The sequence below is a fragment of the Nocardia puris genome (genome assembly GCF_036051655.1).
GTDB classification, from domain to species: domain Bacteria; phylum Actinomycetota; class Actinomycetes; order Mycobacteriales; family Mycobacteriaceae; genus Nocardia; species Nocardia puris.
In genome coordinates this window covers 5,357,403-5,375,412 of sequence record NZ_CP107943.1, presented here as the reverse complement: position 1 = coordinate 5,375,412, position 18,010 = coordinate 5,357,403, and the positions used below count along the sequence as shown (strand labels likewise).

The 18,010-nt window shown below is 68.2% G+C and carries 24 protein-coding genes; 6 read left to right on the top strand and 18 right to left on the bottom strand.

Annotation, left to right across the window (positions count from 1 at the left end; all coding sequences use genetic code 11):
- Positions 1-46: 46 nt before the first annotated feature.
- The 6 genes from OHB21_RS24710 to OHB21_RS24685 form a co-directional block, all read right to left on the bottom strand.
- Positions 47-193, bottom strand: coding sequence for a hypothetical protein (locus OHB21_RS24710; RefSeq protein WP_195125828.1), 147 nt, complete (start codon positions 191-193; stop codon positions 47-49).
- A 198-nt stretch (positions 194-391) separates the two neighbouring features.
- A complete protein-coding gene (locus OHB21_RS24705; RefSeq protein ID WP_067514162.1) occupies positions 392-805 on the bottom strand; it encodes a MarR family winged helix-turn-helix transcriptional regulator in 414 nt (137 codons plus the stop codon).
- 147 nt (positions 806-952) lie between these two features.
- Positions 953-1,726, bottom strand: a complete 774-nt coding sequence (gene hisF / locus OHB21_RS24700) for an imidazole glycerol phosphate synthase subunit HisF (protein ID WP_195125827.1) — start codon at positions 1,724-1,726, stop codon at positions 953-955.
- Between the two features lie 5 nt (positions 1,727-1,731).
- Positions 1,732-2,559, bottom strand: a complete 828-nt coding sequence (locus OHB21_RS24695; RefSeq protein ID WP_067514164.1) for an inositol monophosphatase family protein — start codon at positions 2,557-2,559, stop codon at positions 1,732-1,734.
- Between the two features lie 9 nt (positions 2,560-2,568).
- Positions 2,569-3,300, bottom strand: a complete 732-nt coding sequence (gene priA / locus OHB21_RS24690) for a bifunctional 1-(5-phosphoribosyl)-5-((5-phosphoribosylamino)methylideneamino)imidazole-4-carboxamide isomerase/phosphoribosylanthranilate isomerase PriA (RefSeq protein WP_067514165.1) — start codon at positions 3,298-3,300, stop codon at positions 2,569-2,571.
- Between the two features lie 63 nt (positions 3,301-3,363).
- Positions 3,364-3,816: a MarR family winged helix-turn-helix transcriptional regulator gene (locus OHB21_RS24685; protein WP_067514166.1), complete on the bottom strand. Its 453-nt coding sequence runs from the start codon at positions 3,814-3,816 to the stop codon at positions 3,364-3,366.
- Positions 3,817-3,917: 101 nt separating this feature from the next.
- Here OHB21_RS24685 and OHB21_RS24680 point away from each other — a divergent pair, with 101 nt between their 5' ends.
- Positions 3,918-4,442 (top strand): nuclear transport factor 2 family protein, encoded by a 525-nt coding sequence (locus tag OHB21_RS24680; RefSeq protein ID WP_195125826.1) that lies wholly within the window; start codon positions 3,918-3,920, stop codon positions 4,440-4,442.
- Between the two features lie 129 nt (positions 4,443-4,571).
- Here OHB21_RS24680 and OHB21_RS24675 read toward each other — a convergent pair whose 3' ends face one another.
- The 5 genes from OHB21_RS24675 to hisD form a co-directional block, all read right to left on the bottom strand.
- Entirely contained in the window at positions 4,572-5,090 is a 519-nt protein-coding gene (locus OHB21_RS24675; protein ID WP_228791436.1) for a hypothetical protein, read from the bottom strand.
- A gap of 137 nt (positions 5,091-5,227) precedes the next feature.
- A complete protein-coding gene (hisH, locus tag OHB21_RS24670; protein ID WP_067514168.1) occupies positions 5,228-5,863 on the bottom strand; it encodes an imidazole glycerol phosphate synthase subunit HisH in 636 nt (211 codons plus the stop codon).
- Positions 5,860-6,495 carry an imidazoleglycerol-phosphate dehydratase HisB gene (hisB, locus tag OHB21_RS24665; RefSeq protein ID WP_113975203.1) on the bottom strand — a complete coding sequence of 212 codons (636 nt, stop codon included), beginning with the start codon at positions 6,493-6,495 and terminating at the stop codon, positions 5,860-5,862. Before hisB ends, hisH begins: the two co-directional genes overlap by 4 nt.
- Positions 6,496-6,511: 16 nt before the next feature.
- A complete protein-coding gene (locus OHB21_RS24660) occupies positions 6,512-7,645 on the bottom strand; it encodes a histidinol-phosphate transaminase (RefSeq protein ID WP_067514169.1) in 1,134 nt (377 codons plus the stop codon).
- Positions 7,642-8,979, bottom strand: a complete 1,338-nt coding sequence (gene hisD, locus OHB21_RS24655) for a histidinol dehydrogenase (protein WP_067514170.1) — start codon at positions 8,977-8,979, stop codon at positions 7,642-7,644. Before hisD ends, OHB21_RS24660 begins: the two co-directional genes overlap by 4 nt.
- Positions 8,980-9,217: 238 nt before the next feature.
- On the opposite strand from hisD, the gene OHB21_RS24650 reads away from it, so the two are divergent.
- Together OHB21_RS24650 and OHB21_RS24645 are read left to right on the top strand one after the other, a co-directional pair.
- Complete coding sequence (locus OHB21_RS24650; protein ID WP_067514171.1) at positions 9,218-9,448, top strand: hypothetical protein; 231 nt, start codon at positions 9,218-9,220, stop codon at positions 9,446-9,448.
- Between the two features lie 144 nt (positions 9,449-9,592).
- Positions 9,593-9,721: a hypothetical protein gene (locus tag OHB21_RS24645; protein ID WP_267465207.1), complete on the top strand. Its 129-nt coding sequence runs from the start codon at positions 9,593-9,595 to the stop codon at positions 9,719-9,721.
- Between the two features lie 5 nt (positions 9,722-9,726).
- Here the strand turns inward: OHB21_RS24645 and OHB21_RS24640 are convergent, their stop codons facing one another.
- The 6 genes from OHB21_RS24640 to OHB21_RS24615 all read right to left on the bottom strand — a co-directional run bounded on the left by OHB21_RS24640 (position 9,727) and on the right by OHB21_RS24615 (position 14,906).
- Positions 9,727-10,338: a maleylpyruvate isomerase family mycothiol-dependent enzyme gene (locus tag OHB21_RS24640; RefSeq protein ID WP_438944321.1), complete on the bottom strand. Its 612-nt coding sequence runs from the start codon at positions 10,336-10,338 to the stop codon at positions 9,727-9,729.
- A gap of 320 nt (positions 10,339-10,658) precedes the next feature.
- Positions 10,659-11,696, bottom strand: a complete 1,038-nt coding sequence (locus OHB21_RS24635) for an aldo/keto reductase (RefSeq protein ID WP_195125824.1) — start codon at positions 11,694-11,696, stop codon at positions 10,659-10,661.
- A gap of 355 nt (positions 11,697-12,051) precedes the next feature.
- Positions 12,052-12,618, bottom strand: coding sequence for a class IV adenylate cyclase (gene cyaB, locus OHB21_RS24630; RefSeq protein ID WP_195125823.1), 567 nt, complete (start codon positions 12,616-12,618; stop codon positions 12,052-12,054).
- A gap of 8 nt (positions 12,619-12,626) precedes the next feature.
- Complete coding sequence (locus tag OHB21_RS24625) at positions 12,627-14,009, bottom strand: hypothetical protein (RefSeq protein ID WP_067514175.1); 1,383 nt, start codon at positions 14,007-14,009, stop codon at positions 12,627-12,629.
- Positions 14,010-14,012: 3 nt separating this feature from the next.
- Entirely contained in the window at positions 14,013-14,231 is a 219-nt protein-coding gene (locus tag OHB21_RS24620; protein ID WP_067514176.1) for a hypothetical protein, read from the bottom strand.
- Between the two features lie 552 nt (positions 14,232-14,783).
- Positions 14,784-14,906 carry a hypothetical protein gene (locus tag OHB21_RS24615; protein WP_267465206.1) on the bottom strand — a complete coding sequence of 41 codons (123 nt, stop codon included), beginning with the start codon at positions 14,904-14,906 and terminating at the stop codon, positions 14,784-14,786.
- Positions 14,907-15,150: 244 nt separating this feature from the next.
- Between OHB21_RS24615 and OHB21_RS24610 the strand changes: the two genes are divergently transcribed.
- Together OHB21_RS24610 and OHB21_RS24605 are read left to right on the top strand one after the other, a co-directional pair.
- A complete protein-coding gene (locus OHB21_RS24610; protein ID WP_324192131.1) occupies positions 15,151-15,975 on the top strand; it encodes a DUF5919 domain-containing protein in 825 nt (274 codons plus the stop codon).
- Positions 15,911-16,753 (top strand): inositol monophosphatase family protein, encoded by an 843-nt coding sequence (locus OHB21_RS24605; protein ID WP_228791432.1) that lies wholly within the window; start codon positions 15,911-15,913, stop codon positions 16,751-16,753. The genes OHB21_RS24610 and OHB21_RS24605 overlap by 65 nt, the downstream gene beginning before the upstream one ends.
- 159 nt (positions 16,754-16,912) lie before the next feature.
- Here the strand turns inward: OHB21_RS24605 and OHB21_RS24600 are convergent, their stop codons facing one another.
- Complete coding sequence (locus tag OHB21_RS24600) at positions 16,913-17,050, bottom strand: hypothetical protein (RefSeq protein WP_328436133.1); 138 nt, start codon at positions 17,048-17,050, stop codon at positions 16,913-16,915.
- A gap of 84 nt (positions 17,051-17,134) precedes the next feature.
- On the opposite strand from OHB21_RS24600, the gene OHB21_RS24595 reads away from it, so the two are divergent.
- Positions 17,135-17,980: a helix-turn-helix transcriptional regulator gene (locus OHB21_RS24595; RefSeq protein WP_195125822.1), complete on the top strand. Its 846-nt coding sequence runs from the start codon at positions 17,135-17,137 to the stop codon at positions 17,978-17,980.
- Positions 17,981-18,010 lie beyond the last annotated feature (30 nt).

Genomic DNA, 18,010 nt, shown 5'->3' with positions numbered 1-18,010 from the left:
CCGTTATAACAGGGGCGGGTGGGGCGTCACGGGTCGGCTGCCGGCGTCAGGACGTCAACGCGCCGAGCGCCTCCCAGGTGCGGCGGCGATCCTCCGGGGTGGTCAGGTCGGTCTGGGAGAGCACGACGTCGGTCGCGCCGGCGTCGAAATACTCGGCGACGCGGGCGGCGAGCACGGACTCGTCGCCGATCACGACCACAGCGAGTCCAGTCCGGCCGCCACCGCTTCCCGCCCGAACGCCACCGCCGCGTCGACCGCGTTGCCGGACGTGTCCAATGCCGCAGGCCCCCAGGCCACTCCGATACCCATGTGGGTGGGCAACCGCGCGGCGGCACAGCGGATTCCGGCCCGGCCGATTCTCGCGATTCGCTCGAGGTGAGCGGAAATCCGATCAGCTCAGCACTCGCCGCAGCTCGCCCGCGACGTCCTCCGACTCGTCCAGCGCCGCCGACAACTCCGCCCGATACGTGCTCGACGCCGCCCGGTGCCGCTCGCGCCCGGCGTCGGAGATGACCGTGTACACCCCGCGCCGGTCGTCCGGGCACAGGTCGCGGTAGGCCAGCCCGGCGTCGATCAACCGCCCGACCAGCCGCGTCACCGAGCTCTGGTTGAGCCCGAGGTGGTCGGCGAGCTCCTGCATCCGCAGTTCCCCGTCGGGCGCGTCGGCGAGGAAGCCCAGCGCGCGGAACTCGGAGAGCCCCAGCCCGTGCCCGCGCTGCACCGCCGTGCCGAGCCGCTGCTCGACCCGGGAGTGCAAGGCGGACAGTCGAGCCCACATCCGCTCGTCGCGCGCGAGATCAGTCATGAATTAGTTGTACATGCATACTTCTGCCGGAGGCAAGTCGCGGCGGCAGGGTGACCATCCCCGGCCCACCCTGCCGCCGTCTCCCGCTCGCGGACGAGCGGGCTCCCGCGGCCGGCGACCACCGCCATGGCCGCCGGCCGGGGTCGTTCAGCGGACGACGAGGTCCGCGGCGCGCATCGACTCCTTCACCTGGCCGATGGTGAGATCGCCGAAGTGGAACACGCTGGCCGCGAGCACCGCGTCGGCCCCGGCCTGCACGGCGGGCGCGAAGTGCTCCACCGCCCCCGCGCCGCCGCTGGCGATGACCGGCACCGACACGGCGGCGCGCACCGCGCGGATCATGGGCAGGTCGAAGCCCGCCTTGGTGCCGTCGGCGTCCATGGAGTTCAGCAAGATCTCGCCGACGCCCAATTCCGCACCGCGCACGGCCCATTCGACGGCGTCGATCCCCGTGCCGCGCTTGCCGCCGTGGGTGGTGACCTCCCAGCCCGAGGGGGTGTCGGGCTGCCCGTCGGGCACCGTGCGCGCGTCCACCGACAGCACGATGCACTGCGAGCCGAACCGCTCCGACATCTCCCGCAGCACCTCGGGGCGGGCGATGGCGGCGGTGTTCACCGAGACCTTGTCCGCGCCCGCGCGCAGCAGCCGGTCCACGTCGTTCACGGTGCGCACGCCGCCGCCGACGGTGAGCGGGATGAAGATCTGCTCGGCCGTGCGGGTCACCACATCGATCATGGTGCCGCGGTCGCCGGTGGAGGCGGTGACGTCGAGGAAGGTCAGCTCGTCGGCGCCCTGCGCGTCGTAGGCGGCGGCCAGTTCGACGGGATCGCCCGCGTCGCGCAGGTTCTCGAAGTTGACGCCCTTGACCACCCGGCCCGCATCCACGTCCAGGCACGGGATCACGCGTACCGCCAACGTCATTCGGCTCACCTCTCCCCGGCGGCCGACGGATCGGCGACCGTGCTGATCATGTCCAGAAGTTCTTCGTGCACCCCCGGCGCGGCCGCGAGCACCGACCCCGATTCGATCGTCCAGGGATCGCCCGCGAGGTCGGTCACCACGCCGCCCGCCGCGCGCACCAGCGCCACGCCGGCGGCGTTGTCCCACGGATGGTGGCCGAAGACGATCGTCCCGCCCAGCACGCCGGAGGCCGTGAACGCCAGGTCGATCCCCGTGGACCCGTGGATGCGCACGCGCGAGGACAACCGGCTCAGCGGGCCGAGCAGGTCGAAGCGGAAGCGGCCGGGGATGCGGCCCGCCGAATCCACGTTGAAGGTGCCGAAGCCGATCATCGCCTCGGCCAGTTTGCCCGGCCCCAGCGGCGGCAGCGGCGCGTCGTTCAGCAGCACCGGCCCGCCCCGCACGGCGGCGTAGCGGCGGCCGAGGATGGGCAGCCAGGTCAGTCCGAGCACCGGCTCGCCGTCGTGCACCAGCGCGAGCAGCATGCCCGAGAGCGGGTGCCCGGAGGAGTAGTTGAAGGTGCCGTCGATCGGATCGAGCACCCACGCCGTGCCCGAGGTCAGCTGCGGACCGCCGAATTCCTCACCGTGCACGTCGATTCCGGTGCGCAGGGTGAGCGCCTCGGAGATGGTGCGCTCCAGTTCCAGGTCCAGTTCGGTGGCGAAGTCGTTGCGGCCCTTGGTGACCGCGCTCGGCGCGCCCAGACCGTCCACGAAACGCGCACTGGCGCCGTCGAGTACGGCGCTCGCGGCGGCGAGCAGGTCGGGCAGGCGGGAGATCGGGTCGACGGCCATCGCGATCGGTCAGCGCACCGCGGCCAGCGCCTCGGGCAGCGTGAAACGGCCCGCGTAGAGCGCCTTGCCGACGATCGCGCCCTCGACGCCCTCGGGCACCAGCCCGGCGATGGCGACCAGGTCCTCGACGGTGGATACGCCGCCGGAGGCGACCACCGGGGACTCCGTGGCCGCGCACACCTCGCGCAGCAGGTCCAGGTTGGGGCCGGTCAGCGTGCCGTCCTTGGTGATGTCGGTGACGACGTAGCGGGCGCAGCCGTCGCGCTCCAGCCGTTCGAGCACCTCCCACAGGTCGCCGCCGTCGCTCACCCAGCCGCGCCCGCGCAGGCGGTACTCGCCGTCGACGATGCGCACGTCCAGGCCGACGGCGATGCGGTCGCCGTATTCGGCGATGGCGCGGGCGCACCAGCGCGGGTCCTCGATGGCGGCGGTGCCGAGGTTGACGCGCGCGCACCCGGTGGCCAGCGCGGCCTTCAGGGAGTCGTCGTCACGGATGCCGCCGGACAGTTCCACCTTGACGTCGAGCTCGCCGATCACGTCCGCGAGCAGGTCGCGATTGGAGCCGCGGCCGAACGCCGCGTCCAGATCCACCAGGTGCACCCATTCGGCCCCGGCCTCCTGCCAGGCCAGCGCCGCGTCGCGCGGCGAGCCGTAGCCGGTTTCGCTGCCCGCCTCCCCCTGCACGAGGCGCACGGCCTCTCCATTGGCGACATCGACGGCGGGCAGTAGCACGAGACTCACTCCGGGAAGCATAGTCGGCCGGTCGCCGTGTCCCGTCTCCGGCCTGCGCAAACGCCGCCGGGTTCAGCCGCGGGAGTGATCATCCAGGATGCGGGTGAGCAGCCCGATCAGCTGACGGCGCTCGGGCTCGGACAGCGCGCCGAGCAGTTCGTCCTGGGCGTTGTCGAGGCGGCGGTCGAGTTCGCCGAGGTGGCGTTCGCCCGCGCCGGTCACGGTGACGATATTGCGGCGGCGGTCGCCGGGGTCGGGGCTGCGCCGCGCGAAGCCGCGCGCCACGAGGTCGTTGACGGCGGCGACGATATCGCTGCGGTCGATGTGGGTGCGCCGGCCCAGATCGGCCTGGCTGGCCGGGCCGAACTCGCGCAGCGTGGTGAGCAGGGCGTAGTGATGCCTGCGCGATCCGGTGTCGTCGAGGGCCCGTTCGGTGAGGCGGTCGGCGATCAGCCCCACCTGGTTGACCAGGCGCGTGGGTAGCGCGCGGAGCCTGGCCGCGGCGGCGTGATGCGCGATCTCCATGAGTCCAATCTAACAACCCACTTGTTGGTTACACCAACATTCGATACTGTTGGTTTGGCCAACGTTGGCCTCTCCAACGATTTTTCCGAAAGGTCCCCGCGATGAACAAGATCCGCCGTCTGCTGCCATTGGCCGTCCTGCCGCTCACCCTGCTCGCCGCCGCCTGCACGGTCACCAGCGCGTCCCGCGCCGACACCGCGCAAGACCCCGAGATCCGGGCGCTGCTCGACCGCGCCGAGATCACGGCACTGGCCGACCGGCTCGGCATCGCCCTGGACGACGGCCGTTTCGACGACTTCCGCGCGATCTACGCCGCCGACGCCACCGCCACCACCCCCGGCGGCACGGCGCGCGGCGTGGACGCGCTGATTGCCCAGGCCGGCCGCAACCACTCCCCCGACCTGCGCATCCAGCACTTCATCAGCAATGTGCGGATCGACCTGCGCGGCGACGCCGCCACCGTCCGCGCCAACCTCGTCGTGGTCTTCGCGCCCGCGGGGCCCCTCGCCGCGCCCGGCTACACGCTCGGCTCGATCTACCACTTCGACGCCGCGCGGACGTCGGACGGGTGGCGGCTCACCTCCGTCCGCACCGAACCGCGCTGGGCCGTGGGTACCCGGCCTTGAACGGCGCTCGGCGGTCCGACGAAATCCACTCCGTCACAACGGATTCCACTCTCACGATGACCGGATCATGGACCAGAGCTCTGGTTCTGTTCGGTGATCGTCAGGCGGACCAGGACTTCCGCCAGGCGATCACCCGGCGGGCACCAACGCTCGCTCGGCCCGCGCCAGCACCAGCACCCGGTGGCACACCAGTGCCGCCACCACCGCGCACACGGCGGTGATCAGCGCCGCCACCATGCGCAGTCCGTGCCCGATCAGGAATTCGGTTGCCGCACTTTCGAGTTCGGACACCGTGTACTGGTCGCGGTCATCGAACAGAATGGACGCGCGCGGCCACTGGTAGAGAACCGAGAGCAGGAACTGCCCGGCCACCAGGGAGGCCAGCGAGGCCACCACCCAACCGCGCGCGATGCGATAGCGCACGGCGGCGGCGCACGCGATCAGCGCGCACAGCGTCATCACCGCACCCAGCGGTCGCATGATATCGCCGATGCCGATCGCGCTCATGAACTCGTCGTGCAGCACCAGCGATTCGGGGATGTCACGAAAGATATTGGGGTAGAACATGATCGTCTCGACGATGGTCGCCGAGAACACGAAACTCGCGACCACCGCGTAGCCGCCGATCACGGTGGTGGGAACAGTCATCGTTTTCATGATTCGACGTTAAAACCGCACCCGCGCCACCACATCCGGCGCGACCACCCATCCCCCGCCGACCCACCTCAGGGAACACCCTGACGCTCCGGCTCCCGGACCGGATCCGGGAGCCGAGGGGTGCGCGACTACAGCGCGTCGATCCAGTTGCGCAGCAGGTGCGCTCCCGCGTCGCCCGACTTCTCCGGGTGGAACTGGGTGGCCGAGAGCGCGCCGTTCTCGACGGCGGCCAGGAACGGCACCCCGTGTTCGGCCCAGGTGAGTTTCGGGGCGGCGAAATGGTCGGCGGCGGGCAGGTCCCAGGTCTGGGCGGCGTAGGAGTGGACGAAGTAGAAGCGGGTGCCGGCGTCCATGCCGTGGAACAGCACGCTGTCCGACGGTGCCGACACGGTGTTCCACCCCATGTGCGGCAGCACAGGCGCGGACAGGCGCTCCACGACACCCGGCCACTCCGCGCATCCCTCGGTCTCCACGCCGAACTCCACCCCGCGCTCGAACATGATCTGCATGCCCACACAGATGCCCAGCACCGGCCGCCCACCGGCGAGCCGCTGCCCGATGATGCGCTCACCGCGCACCGCCCGCAGCCCCGCCATGCACGCCGCGAACGCGCCGACGCCGGGCACCACCAGCCCGTCGGCGGCCAGCGCCACCTGCGGGTCGGCCGTCACCTCGACCTTGGCGCCCGCCCGCACCAGCGCGCGCTCGGCGGAGTGCAGATTGCCCGATCCGTAGTCCAGCAGGGCGACGGATTTCGTGGTCACAGCGTTCCCTTCGTGGACGGCACGCCGGTGACGCGCGGATCGAACTCCACGGCGGCCCGCAGCGCGCGCGCCACCGCCTTGAACTCGGCCTCGGTGATGTGGTGCTGGTCGCGGCCGTAGAGCACCCGCACGTGCAGCGCGATGCGGGCGTTGAGCGCGATCGACTCGAACACGTGCCGGTTCAGCACCGTCGAGTACGGCGCGCCCGGCTCGCCGCGCCCGCGCACCGGGCTGCCCGGAATCACCGCGTGCAGCAGGTGATCCGGTTCGCCGGTGTGCACGCAGTACGGGCGGCCCGACACGTCGACGGCGGCGTGCGCGAGGGTTTCGTCCATGGGGATGAAGGCGTCGCCGAAGCGGCGGATACCGGCCTTGTCGCCCAAGGCTTTTCCGAGCGCCTGCCCGAACACGATGGCGGTGTCCTCCACCGTGTGGTGCGCCTCGATCTCGATGTCGCCCTCGGCGCGCACGGTCAGGTCGAAGCTGGCGTGCGCGCCCAGCGCGGTGAGCATGTGGTCGTAAAACGGGACGCCGGTGGAGATCTCGGTCTTGCCGGTGCCGTCCAGGTCCAGTTCGACGACGATGCTGGATTCCTTGGTGATGCGCTCGACCCGCGCGGTCCTGCTCATGATCGCTTCCTCCACGGGTTCATCGGGGCGTGAGTTCGGTGGCGGCCAATTCCGCGCTCACGCGCAGGAATTCGTCGTTCTCGGCGGCCAGGCCGATGGTGGCGCGCAGGTGGCCGGGGATGCCGACGTCGCGGATCAGCACGCCGTGGTCCAGGTACCGCTGCCAGGCGCGCGGCGCGTCGGCGAACCGGCCGAACAGCAGGAAGTTCGCGTCGCTGGGCACCACGTCGTAGCCCAGCTCGGTGAGCGCCGCCGCGACGCGGTCGCGCTGGGCCGCCAATTCCGCGACGCTGCCGAGGGTTTCGTCGGCGTGGCGCAGCGCGGCGCGGGCGGCGGCCTGCGTGACCACCGAGAGGTGGTAGGGCAGGCGCACCAGCAGCATCGCGTCGATCACGGCGGGCGCGGCCACCAGGTATCCCAGCCGCCCGCCCGCGAACGCGAACGCCTTGCTCATGGTGCGGCTCACCACCAGCTTGGCCGGGAACCGGTCGATGAGCGCGATCGCGCTCGGCTCGGCGGAGAACTCCCCGTACGCCTCGTCCACCACCACGATGCCGGGCGCGGCCTCCAGCAGGCGGATCAGCTCCGCGTTCGGAATGCTGTGTCCCGTCGGGTTGTTCGGGCTGGTGACGAACACGACGTCGGGGCGGCGCTCGGCGAGGGCGGCCAGCGCGTGGTCGATGTCGAGCGAGAAGTCCGCGCCGCGTTTGGCTTCGATCCACTCGGTGTCGATGCCCTCGGAGATGATCGGGTGCATCGAGTAGGAGGGCACGAAACCCAGTGCGCTGCGGCCCGGTCCGCCGAAGGCCTGCAACAGCTGCTGGAGGATCTCGTTGGACCCGTTGGCCGCCCACACGTTCGCGGTGTCGACGGCGACGCCCGTCTGGCGGGTCAGGTATGCCGCCAGATCGGTACGCAGCGCGACCGCGTCGCGGTCGGGGTAGCGGTGCAGTTCGGCGGCGGCGGCGCGAATGGATTCGGCCACATCGTCCACGAGCGCCTTGCTCGGCGGGTGCGGGTTCTCGTTGGTGTTCAACTGCACGGGAACCGTCAATTGCGGTGCGCCGTAAGGTTTCTTGCCGCGCAGGTTCTCCCGCAGCGGCAGATCGTCGAGCCCGATCGCGGCGCCGGGCACGGTGAGCTGTCCGGTCACGACAGGGCCTCGAATCGCACGGTGACGGCCTGGCCGTGCGCGGGCAGATCCTCGGCCTGCGACAGCGCGACGACATGTCCGGCAACGTCTTTGAGCGCCGCCTCGGTGTATTCGACCACGTGGATGCCGCGCAGGAACGTCTGCACGCTCAGCCCGCTGGAGTGGCGCGCGCAGCCCGCGGTGGGCAGCACGTGGTTGGAGCCCGCGCAGTAGTCGCCGAGGCTGACCGGCGCGTACGGGCCCACGAAGATCGCGCCCGCGCTGCGCACCCGCGCGGCGACGGCGGCCGCATCGGCGGTCTGGATCTCGAGGTGCTCGGCGGCGTAGGCGTTCACCACGCGCAGGCCCTGATCGAGGTCGTCCACCAGGACGGTGCCCGACTGCTTGCCGGTGAGCGCCTCGCGCACCCGCTCGGCGTGCTTGACGACGGGCAGTTGCGCGGTGAGCGCGGCGTCCACCGCGTCGGCCAGTTCGGCGCTGTCGGTGACGAGCACGCTGGCGGCGAGCACGTCGTGCTCGGCCTGGCTGATCAGGTCGGCCGCGACGTGCGCCGGATCGGCGGTGGCGTCGGCCAGGATCGCGATCTCGGTGGGGCCCGCCTCGGCGTCGATGCCGACCAGGCCCCGGCACAGCCGCTTGGCGGCGGTCACGTAGATATTGCCGGGGCCGGTGATGAGGTCGACCGGCTCGAGCTGCGCGCCGTCGGTGTCGACGCCGCCGTAGGAGAGCAGCGCCACGGCCTGCGCACCACCGACCGCCCACACCTCCTCGACGCCCAGCAACCGCGCGGCAGCCAGGATGGTCGGGTGCGGCAGCCCGCCGAACTGCGCCTGCGGCGGCGAGGACACCACCAGCGAGCCGACGCCCGCGGTCTGCGCGGGCACCACGTTCATCACCACGCTCGACGGGTAGACGGCGTTGCCGCCCGGCACATACAGGCCGACCCGCTCCACCGGCGCCCACCGCTCGGTGACGGTGCCGCCGGGCACCACCTCGGTGACGGTGTCGGTGCGGCGCTGGTCGCCGTGCACCTTGCGGGCGCGCGCGATGGACTCCTCCAGCGCGGCGCGCACGGCGGGATCGAGCTCGTCCAGGGCCTTGACCAGCTCCGATTCCGGCACGCGCACGCTCGCGGGAACCACCCCGTCGAACTTCTCGCCGAATTCGAGAGCCGCCTCGACACCCCGATCGCGCACCGCCTCCACGACCGGCCGCACATGATGCAGCACCGAGTCCACGTCGACTCCCCCGCGCGGCAGCGCGGTGCGCAGCTCGGCAGCGGAAGGAGTACGACCGCGCAAATCGACGCGGGCGAGCTCGATGCGGGATGTCATGTCGGTGTCGATCCTTAATCTCCGGCTGGTCACAACAGGAAAGTTGCCGCTACCAGCCTAGTCGACGGGGTCGACCCGATTTCCGCGCGGGCGCGGGGGGTGGGGTGGGCGGTGACCGCGCCCACACTGCGGATCTACGCCGGAACCGGGCGCCTCGGTACGTCACGAGTCCCGGCGATTCGCCGGCACCAACCATCGCCGGGTGTCGGAACGCGCGCGACCATGTGATGATCGCCCGATGGCGAACTTCGCGGACCCCAAGATGCTGCTGGGATTCCTGGCGGTGGTCGCCGTCGCGCTGCTCGCGTCGGACTGGAGCGTGCAGCGGGCGATCGCGTTCGCCGTCGTGTGGGGTGTGGCGGCGATCGTGGTGCTCGTCCGGCACCGCAAAGCCGGGCGCCGCGACCTCGCCGAGCCGGCCGGAGCCGCCGAGCCGGCGGACAGCGCCGACGACACACCGGGTCGGTGAGACCGCGCCGGCAGGCGCGCCGATCACCGATGTACGGGCCGCGATAATGGTGCTCGTCCACAGGCGGAGCAGCAGGTCGCGGGCGGTCGACATCGCCGACGCGTCGCGGCGGGAGACCGGCGCGGTCGGTGGCAGGACGCCGGTATGGGCCTGCTCTTCTCTCCCGAGATGCTGATCAGCGCGTTCTTCGAAGCGGTGGGGCCATTGGTGATGGGGTGGGCTCCAGCGCTGGCGGCGGCCCTCGCCGCGATCGCGTTCGGGCCGACCGGTTGATGCGGTCAGGACAGGCGGCGGCGTAGTTCGGCGACGCCGTCACCGTCCAGGTCGGCCAAAGCGACCGTGCGCCCCACCATCGCCAGCGCGAGAGCTTCACCGGTACCACGGACCTCGGGTCCCGTGCCGCGCGCCCAGTCCACATCGGTCGCGACGAAGCGCAGGCCCTTCGTATTGCGCCACGGCGACGCGAACGGATCGGGGTGGGCGAGCACCATCGCCAGGCGTTCGGCGGGGACCGTGCGGGGGCGGTTCAGAGGACGGCGGATGTCCTGCTGGTGCACGAACGTATCGGCCAGCACCAGTTTCGGCGCGAAACGGGACAGCTTGCCGGTGCGGTGTTCGAACCGGTCCACGAGCTCGGCGGTGGACAGCGACCGCGCCTTCCCGACCAGCGTTTCGTTGACGCGGTCCACGGCGAAGCGGTGCCGGAGCACGATGCCGGCGTAATCGACGGGCGCGATGTTGTCGGACAGGAGATGCCCGACCACGTCGCGCACCCGCCACCCCGCGCACAGCGACGGCGTCTCCCAGTCCTCGTCGCTCAGATCATGGAGCAGTTCGATCAGTTCGGCGCGTTCCTGCGCCAGCATCCCCCGGACGTTCACACCCGCCACGGTAGTCGTGTCACCCGCCTCGGCCCACGGAAACGTGAAACAGGTTGCGACGCAAGCGGTGTCGTCTGGATCAAGGTGGAAAGTAACCCGCGCCGGTGATGGTGATGGCCGTGTCGTCAGGGCCGCTACCCGCACCGGCAACGACGGCGGCGACGACGGCAGCGGCGTCGGGCTGAACCGCCGTCCCAGCCGGTGGCGACGGCGGCGACGGCGGCGTCAGGGCCGGACAGAGCCGCCACCCACGCCGGTGACGACGATGGCGGTGGGCATCAGGGCCGGACAGAGCCGCCGCCCGCACCGGCAACGACCACAGCGAATGGTCAGGGCCGAGCGGGGCCGCTACCCGCGCCGGTGGCGACGATGGCGGTGGCGATCTCGGCCTGGTCCTCGGCGGTGAGCACCAAATCCCCCGCACCGACCCATTCGTCGATCTGACCGGCCGTGCGCGCGCCGACGATGGCGCCGGTGACACCCGGCCAGGCCAGCGCCCACGCCAGCGCGACCTGCGCGACGGGAACCCCGTGGCGCGCCGCGATCGGCCGCAACGCGTCCACCAGCGCCAGGTTCGCCGACAGCCCCGTAGTGAAGTCCGGGTGGCTCGCACGCCAGTCACCCGCACCAAGGCCGCGGGCGCGTTCCTCGGTGAAAGTGCCGGTGAGCAAACCGGATTGGAGCGGCGAGTAGACGATCACGCCGGTCCCGTTGCCGTGCGCCCAGGCGATCTCGGGCGCGGCGGAACGCGTGATGACCGAGAACGGCGGCTGAATCGCGTCCACGTGAGCGATCCCCTCGGCCTCTTCCAGTTGCGCCACAGCGTGATTCGACAGTCCGATGGCGCGGACCTTGCCTTCTTTCTTCAGATCCGCCATCGCCTGCCAGTATTCGGCGAGCGGAGTCGCGTCGCCGACCTCGGCCTCGGCGCCGTAGACGAACCGCGTGCCGGTATCGGGCCAGTGCACCTGGAACAGGTCGATGTGATCCACACGCAGCCTGCGCAACGAGTCCTCCAGTTCCCGGCGCACCGTATCGGGCCGGACGACCCGACGCGGCGGACCCGACCGGTCATCGCCCTCCTCCCAGATCAGCCCGGTCTTCGTGAACAGATACGGCCGCTCGTCCTCGGGAATGTCCGCGAGCGCGCGCCCCACCAGCTCCTCAGCGTGGCCGAGACCGTAAGCCGGGGCGGTATCGATCCAGTTGAGTCCCGCCGCGACCGCGTGGCGCACAGCGGCGATCGAGGCATCATCATCGGTCGCGCCCCACGAGTACTGCCACCCCGCACCCGCAAGCACCCAAGTACCGAACCCCAACGGCGTGATATCGATTCCGGTGTCACCGAATGGACGGATCGTCATCATCTCCCGCTCCAAGCCTGCGCCGAACCTGTTCCGGCCCAACCACACTCGCGCGCACTCCCGAGTCCGTACCAGCTCCCCCGCTGCCTGGGCACCGCATGACCGGAACAAGCCTGGTCATCCCGTGACCAGGCAACACCCAGCCCGGACCGGGCTACTCGGGTATGGGCGTGGAGCGACGAGCCGAGTTGGGCGAGTTCCTGCGGTCCCGGCGGGCCGGCTGCGGCCCGAGGAGGTGGGAGTTCCGGGGCACGGCACCAAGCAGGCACCGGGGTTGCAGTGGGAAGCCGACGCTGATCGCGGGTGTGTGCAGGCAATAGGCGTCAGCGGTAGGTGTGTGGTCGATGCCGCGTTGGCATCAGTGGGCGGCAGCCATTACCAGATCGCGGTATGGCAACCCGACGACCGAGCAGTCGACGATTCCGAGTTCGGTTTCGACCTCCCCGAGGCGGATGGCAGCGGCGTCGGGATCAGTGTCGGTGACCTCGGTTTCCACGAATGTTCCGGCGCGGGTTACGACATCGATGCTGACGATGGTGTCGTCGTGGTCGGGGTGCTTGTAGATGGCGCGGTTCTTCTCCACCCGAACCAGTTCCACCATGCCGATAGCCGCGAGCAGTTGGCTGGCCGCCGAGGCTTGGTCGGGACCACTGAGTAACACGTTGGTTTCGCGTTTGGCGATCACATCGGCGTCGCGGTGGGTGCTGGCGTTCGACGGTGGCTTGTAGGTGATTTCGCCGAACCCATCTCTCCGACGAATACGCAGGCACTCAACGGTTTTCATGTAGTCGACATCCGGGCGGCTGTAGTAGGTGTCCACCTCGGTGAGATGCCCGGCCTCGCGGTACCCGAGTTCGGCCAGCCGCCGGCGGAGGGGCTTTGGGTCGGGGAGTTCGCGTTTACGCTCGACCTCGATCAAGTGCATGGGTTCGATCATCCTCTCGTGTGGTGGATGGCGGTATGGATGCGGGCAAGTTTGGGTTTGGAGCAATGTTGGCGGATGGTTCCGAGTGCCCCGTGTAGAGCGTCGGAGTCGGTGACGGGGATGTTCTGGAACAACACCATCTGTTTGGCGTCGCTGAGTGGGTTGGCGAGGCTTTTTCCGAGGAACCGGTTGTAGTAGTGGCGTTCGCGGACGAAGATATCGGTGGGTTGTACCGGCATGAGGACGGACGGCGTGCCGGTGTCGGCCGAGGCGGAGTGGACGGCGAATGCTGTCAGTAGCTCGTCAGCGGTGAGGTAGGCGTAGGTTTCGCGGCCTTCACGTTCGAGCCAGCCACTCCAGATCTGGCCGCAGTCACTGTTTCCGCGTTCGACGGCTGCCAGGAACAGGTTCAGCGCGACATCGGTGATGGCGTCGAAGATGTCACCGTCGATCACGTGATGGTCGCCGTAGGTTTCGCTGACCGCCTGGATGTTGGCGCGGTCGTTGGTCGACATCCACGCGCTGTCAGTGAATCCGAAGTGCACGCGCTTGTGGCCGGTGCGGAAGTCTATCCAGTCCCCCGCGAGTTGGCCGTCGAGTATTGGTGTGAATCCCAGGATTCCCGAACGCCATACGTGGTCGCGCAGGGTGATGTAGTGGCGTTGCGCTTCACGGAACAGCCCGATCGGGGCGTGGATGACTGCGCACACGCGGGGGTCGAGTTCCGGGGCGGCGACGATGCGCGAGTTCTGGCGGACAATGACCTCGTCGTCGTGATGGTGGTAGGGGTGGGTGCCGTGGTGAAGGTAGTGCGGGAGGAAGAGGCGCAAGAACTGCAACCATGATGGGGCACTGTAGGACTGGACTGCGGGCTCGTGCAGCGACGGCGCGGCGACGGCGTACACATCGCGATAGACGAAGAACCCATAGGGTTTCAGCACACTCGGAAAGGTACGGATCATCGTGTGCAGGCCGCTGTAGGCGCCGCCGTAGGAGTAGACCTCGTGCAGCAACGCCGATGCGCTGATGACATCGACCGGTTCATCGACCAAAGTCGAGATGTCTTGCGCCCACCCATGTACCAGTGCGCACGTACCTACGGTCTTGAAACGGTCGATTGCCTCGGTGAGGGTGCGGGAAACTACACCGGGTGCCTCGATGAGGGTGAGACGAACGTCGCGGGCCTCGGACTCCAGTTGGGATGCCAGGAACGTGACGGCCGCGCCGCCACCGGGGCCGATCTCGACGACGTGCGGATCGCCGTCGGCAACTCGAGCAAGGGCACGGTGAACGAGTAGCCCCTTCTCCTGGCCGTGGTCGTTGGCGGCAACGTCGAGGTAGGTTGCCTCGGACTTCTGTTGATGAGCAAAGTAATTCGATGTATCGATCATCCATCAGGGCTCCAGATAGAGGCGTTCATTCGGGAGGCGACGAAATATGCTGCGAGACAGCGAGATCTCTACCGCGTCGACGTAGTGCCGGCGTTGGTGATCCCGCGCGAACACCAACGCCGCGGTCAGGCAGGCGGTGAAGTCGAGACGTATGCCGTGCAGGAACACCGATAGGTGCACGTCGGCTTCGTTCGGGCGCGGGGAGATACGAGTGATGTTCACGACCGGGACTCCCGTCGATCCAGGCAGGTCTGAACGGCCGCGAGTACCACCAACCCGGACGGCCGGAAAGGGCTGTGCGCGGGGGGGTGATCCACGCGTGCAGGCATAGCGTGCCGTACTGGCACGGCGAGGGGAGCGTGACAGTGCCACCCGCGCGGATGATGTGGACGCAATGCCAGAACAACACGCCCTCTTCCGCCCCGGCCTTCGCGGGCAGATCCGACCGGATCAGAAACGTCCACGTGTGGCTTCGCGGGTGGGAAACGATCGGCCCACCACCAGCCTGGCAACGATCCAGTTCGATCTTCACGCTCTGACCCAAATCCGCGGGCATCCGCACCGCCCAGATGTGCCCGGTCTGGAAACTGATACGACCGGTGTTGGGCTCGACCACGGCGGGCAAATGGCAGACGTTGCGGTAGTCCGAGCACCTGAAGGTCCACAAGCACGACCACCACACCCGGCACGGCCTGATGGCGCTGATCGAGTCGCACCGCGTGAAAGGCGTGGCCGCCTTGGGAACGATACCGATCAACTCGGTTCGGTCACCAATCACGACCAGCCCTCCTCTCGCCCATGCCGGACCGTGCTGACCAGCCACACGTCGAACTCGTCAAGATTCGAGAGTCGCGGGCTGGACGTCACCGCTTCCCAGACAGCGGTCATGGTCCTCATACCCCTGCACCTCCTGCCTTGGTGGCGGGGTGAGACCGCCACCCCGGCTGTATCCAACAACTTTGGTATGCGGGGCGGTATCGCGGCGACGCCCGGAGTGTCTTATCTCGGCCCTTCGTTGCCTGATCCGGTTTCGTCTATGGCTCACCTGTCCTACGATCGGGCGATAAGGTCACACGAAGGCGACGGGTGCAGTGTGGGTACAGGGCTCAAGGCTTTGCTTCAACAAAGACACCTTCAGACGGTGTCTGCATTCAATCGCGAGTATGATGCTGCCGCATCAAGAATTGATCCAGCGGCGATTGGTGCCGGACCGAAGAAGGCACAGTTCTACCGATGGCTTTCGGGAAATATTTCCACGCTACCTTATCCGCATCACTGCCGGGTACTTCAGGGCATATTCCCGGGATGGACTATCGAAGAACTGTTCTCCAGCTACGTCGAGGGTATGGACCTATCCGACCGAACGGATATTGCGCACGCGTACAGCATGACCCCCGGAGAGTTCTCCGATATCGAGAGAGTCTTTTCGCGACGAGTCGAGTTCTTGAAGGCGATTCCTCCGCAAAGGCTGTTCAGAGACGCCAGTACGATCGACCTTGCAGGACTTTCGTTGAATATCCTGTGCCAGCAGTGCTCGGACAGTGAGGTGCTGCGTATGATGCGGGGCGGAACCAGGATTCGCTGCCTCTTCCTGGATCCGGAAGGATCGAACATCTCCGAGCGGGAGCGCGAGGAGGGGCATACGCCGGGTGCACTGTCAAGCCTTACAAGACTGAATATCCATATGATGCAACGCGTACAATCTCACGGGACAAGCGCGATGGACGGCAAGATCGAGATCCGGGTCTACGATGCACCGGTTCGGTTCAACATTTGCATAGTCAATGCAGAAGTGTGCATTATGCAGCCGTATCTTCCGTTCTCGCGCGGACTGGAATCGCCGACTTTCATGTCCAGGAAGAAGGGTATCGACGGGACATTCAACACGTTCTCGGAAGTGTTTGAGGAAATGTGGAGGAAGGGCACGGAACTCGCAATTGAGTGCAACCAGGGAGTCACTGCTTGAAGTAGCTCGACGCGCAGTATCCGGCGGCGTGTCGATAGTTGATTCGAGAAACGTCGGGTCCGTTTCTTCCAAAGGCGATCGCGACTACGTGACGGATATCGATATAGCAGTGCAAGAGAGTGTTCGAGCGTTTCTGAGTTCGGCAGCGCCGCATATCGCATTCCTCAGCGAGGAAGACCGGGGACATGAACTCGAAGGTGAGCTCCTCTGGGCGCTGGACCCCATAGACGGGACATCTAATTTCATACACGGACTACCACTTTACGGGATATCTCTCGCACTGCTCGAAAACAATCAACCAACCATTGGCGTCATAGCAATGCCAGCTTTGCGCGTCGAATACTATGCGGCAACAGGGATGGGCGCCTACCGAAACGGCGAAAGGGTTCGAGTCGGAGACGCTTCGCATCTTTCGGAGTCGATTGTTTCCATCGGCGATTACGCCGTGGGAAAGGGCGCGGTAGAGCGAAATCGCCCACGACTGTCGCTGACGGCACTGCTCGCGGCGCGGGCAGAGCGGATCAGGATGTTCGGGTCTGCCGCGTTCGACCTGGTGTGCGTGGCCGATGGCCGTACCGATGGCTGTGTCATCCTGTCGAACAACCCGTGGGATATCGCGGCGGGCACGGTAATCGTCCGGGAGAGCGGCGGCGTCGTCTTGGACTCGGACGGCAGCACCCATGACATTGGTTCACGTCACACGATCGCCGGAAACGGGCTGACAGCAAAGGAACTCGTGGCGCTCGTGGGACTGGCTCAACGCGAATCCACCCAATAGCGGAAGAACTGACCATCTACTACGACAGAACGTGGGCCACCGGCCACCGACGGGGGTGCTGCGAGGGTCGGTGACACCGGCACCCGACCTGCGGCAGCCAACCTCCCCACCTGCCCCACCCGAGCTTCATCAACTCGTCGCCCAGGTCGCCATCGTGAGTCAGCAGCGCTCCAGCACCGTCTTCGAAGGCCAGGCGTCCCCCGGTAGTTCCCGCAATCCCGGACGATCCACGTCCGCCGCCGAAATCTCGTAGTCGCAGACGATCCGAGGCCTGCCAGCTCCCCCCTGTCTGGTCACGGGATGACCGTGTTGGTGCGGCCCCGGGCTGCCTGGTCATCCCGTGACCAGGCAATACCCGGCTGGGATGGGGATACTCGGGGTATGGGCGTGGAGCGACGGGCGGAGCTGGGCGAGTTCCTGCGGTCCCGGCGGGCGCGGCTGCGGCCCGAGGAGGTGGGATTGCCGGGGCATGGCACCAGGTGGGTGCCGGGGTTGCGGCGGGAGGAGTTGGCGCTGATCGCGGGGGTCAGCGTGGATCACTATGTGCGTCTGGAGCAGGGGCGCACGTTGCATTTTTCGGAATCGGTGCTGGACGCTGTCGCGAGCGCGTTGCGGTTGAACGAGGTGGAGCGGGCGCACCTGTATCGGCTGGCGCGGCCGTGGTCGGGTGCGGAAACGCCGGGCGCGCAACAGGTTCGGCCCGGGTTGCGCCGGTTGCTCGACGCCGCCGCCGACGTGCCCGCCTATATCGTCGGGCGCGGCACCGCGGTGCTGGCGTGGAATCGCCTGGCGGCGGCGCTGATCACCGATTTCGGGGCGCTGCCGCCCGCCGAACGCAACCTGGCCCGCTTGGTCTTCCTGGACGAGGGTATGCGCGAGCTGTACGCGGACTGGCCGGCCAAAGCCGCCGACGTGGTCGCCTACCTGCGCCTGGACGCCACGCGCAATCCCGGCGACCCGGGTATCGCCGCGCTCATCGACGATCTCGTCGCGGTGCCGGAGTTCAGCGAATTGTGGGAACGCCACGAACTCAAGGACAAGACCCACGGCCGCTACGTCTACCGGCATCCCGTGGTCGGCGACATCGACCTCGCCTTCGAAACCCTCCGGCTCCCAGACGATCCCGACCAGGCGCTGGTCATGCACACCACCGCCCCGGACTCCCCCGGCGCCACCGCCCTGCGCCTCCTGAGCACCGTCACGGGCGACACCCACGCCCACCGCTGACGAACCCGACCAGCCCTCCACCGCGGCCTT

Bases quoted from the DNA above. Each gene is read 5' to 3' on its own strand.
- hisF (WP_195125827.1), bottom strand. From the start codon at position 1,726: ATGACGTTGGCGGTACGCGTGATCCCGTGCCTGGACGTGGATGCGGGC.
- OHB21_RS24645 (WP_267465207.1), top strand. From the start codon at position 9,593: ATGGGCCTGCTCTTCTCTCCCGAGATGCTGATCAGCGCGTTCTTCGAA.
- OHB21_RS24615 (WP_267465206.1), bottom strand. From the start codon at position 14,906: ATGAGGACCATGACCGCTGTCTGGGAAGCGGTGACGTCCAGCCCGCGA.
- cyaB (WP_195125823.1), bottom strand. From the start codon at position 12,618: ATGCACTTGATCGAGGTCGAGCGTAAACGCGAACTCCCCGACCCAAAG.
- OHB21_RS24595 (WP_195125822.1), top strand. From the start codon at position 17,135: ATGGGCGTGGAGCGACGGGCGGAGCTGGGCGAGTTCCTGCGGTCCCGG.
- OHB21_RS24695 (WP_067514164.1), bottom strand. From the start codon at position 2,559: ATGGCCGTCGACCCGATCTCCCGCCTGCCCGACCTGCTCGCCGCCGCG.
- OHB21_RS24685 (WP_067514166.1), bottom strand. From the start codon at position 3,816: ATGGAGATCGCGCATCACGCCGCCGCGGCCAGGCTCCGCGCGCTACCC.
- OHB21_RS24650 (WP_067514171.1), top strand. From the start codon at position 9,218: ATGGCGAACTTCGCGGACCCCAAGATGCTGCTGGGATTCCTGGCGGTG.
- OHB21_RS24675 (WP_228791436.1), bottom strand. From the start codon at position 5,090: ATGACTGTTCCCACCACCGTGATCGGCGGCTACGCGGTGGTCGCGAGT.
- hisD (WP_067514170.1), bottom strand. From the start codon at position 8,979: ATGACATCCCGCATCGAGCTCGCCCGCGTCGATTTGCGCGGTCGTACT.
- OHB21_RS24625 (WP_067514175.1), bottom strand. From the start codon at position 14,009: ATGATCGATACATCGAATTACTTTGCTCATCAACAGAAGTCCGAGGCA.
- OHB21_RS24705 (WP_067514162.1), bottom strand. From the start codon at position 805: ATGACTGATCTCGCGCGCGACGAGCGGATGTGGGCTCGACTGTCCGCC.
- OHB21_RS24680 (WP_195125826.1), top strand. From the start codon at position 3,918: ATGAACAAGATCCGCCGTCTGCTGCCATTGGCCGTCCTGCCGCTCACC.
- OHB21_RS24635 (WP_195125824.1), bottom strand. From the start codon at position 11,696: ATGATGACGATCCGTCCATTCGGTGACACCGGAATCGATATCACGCCG.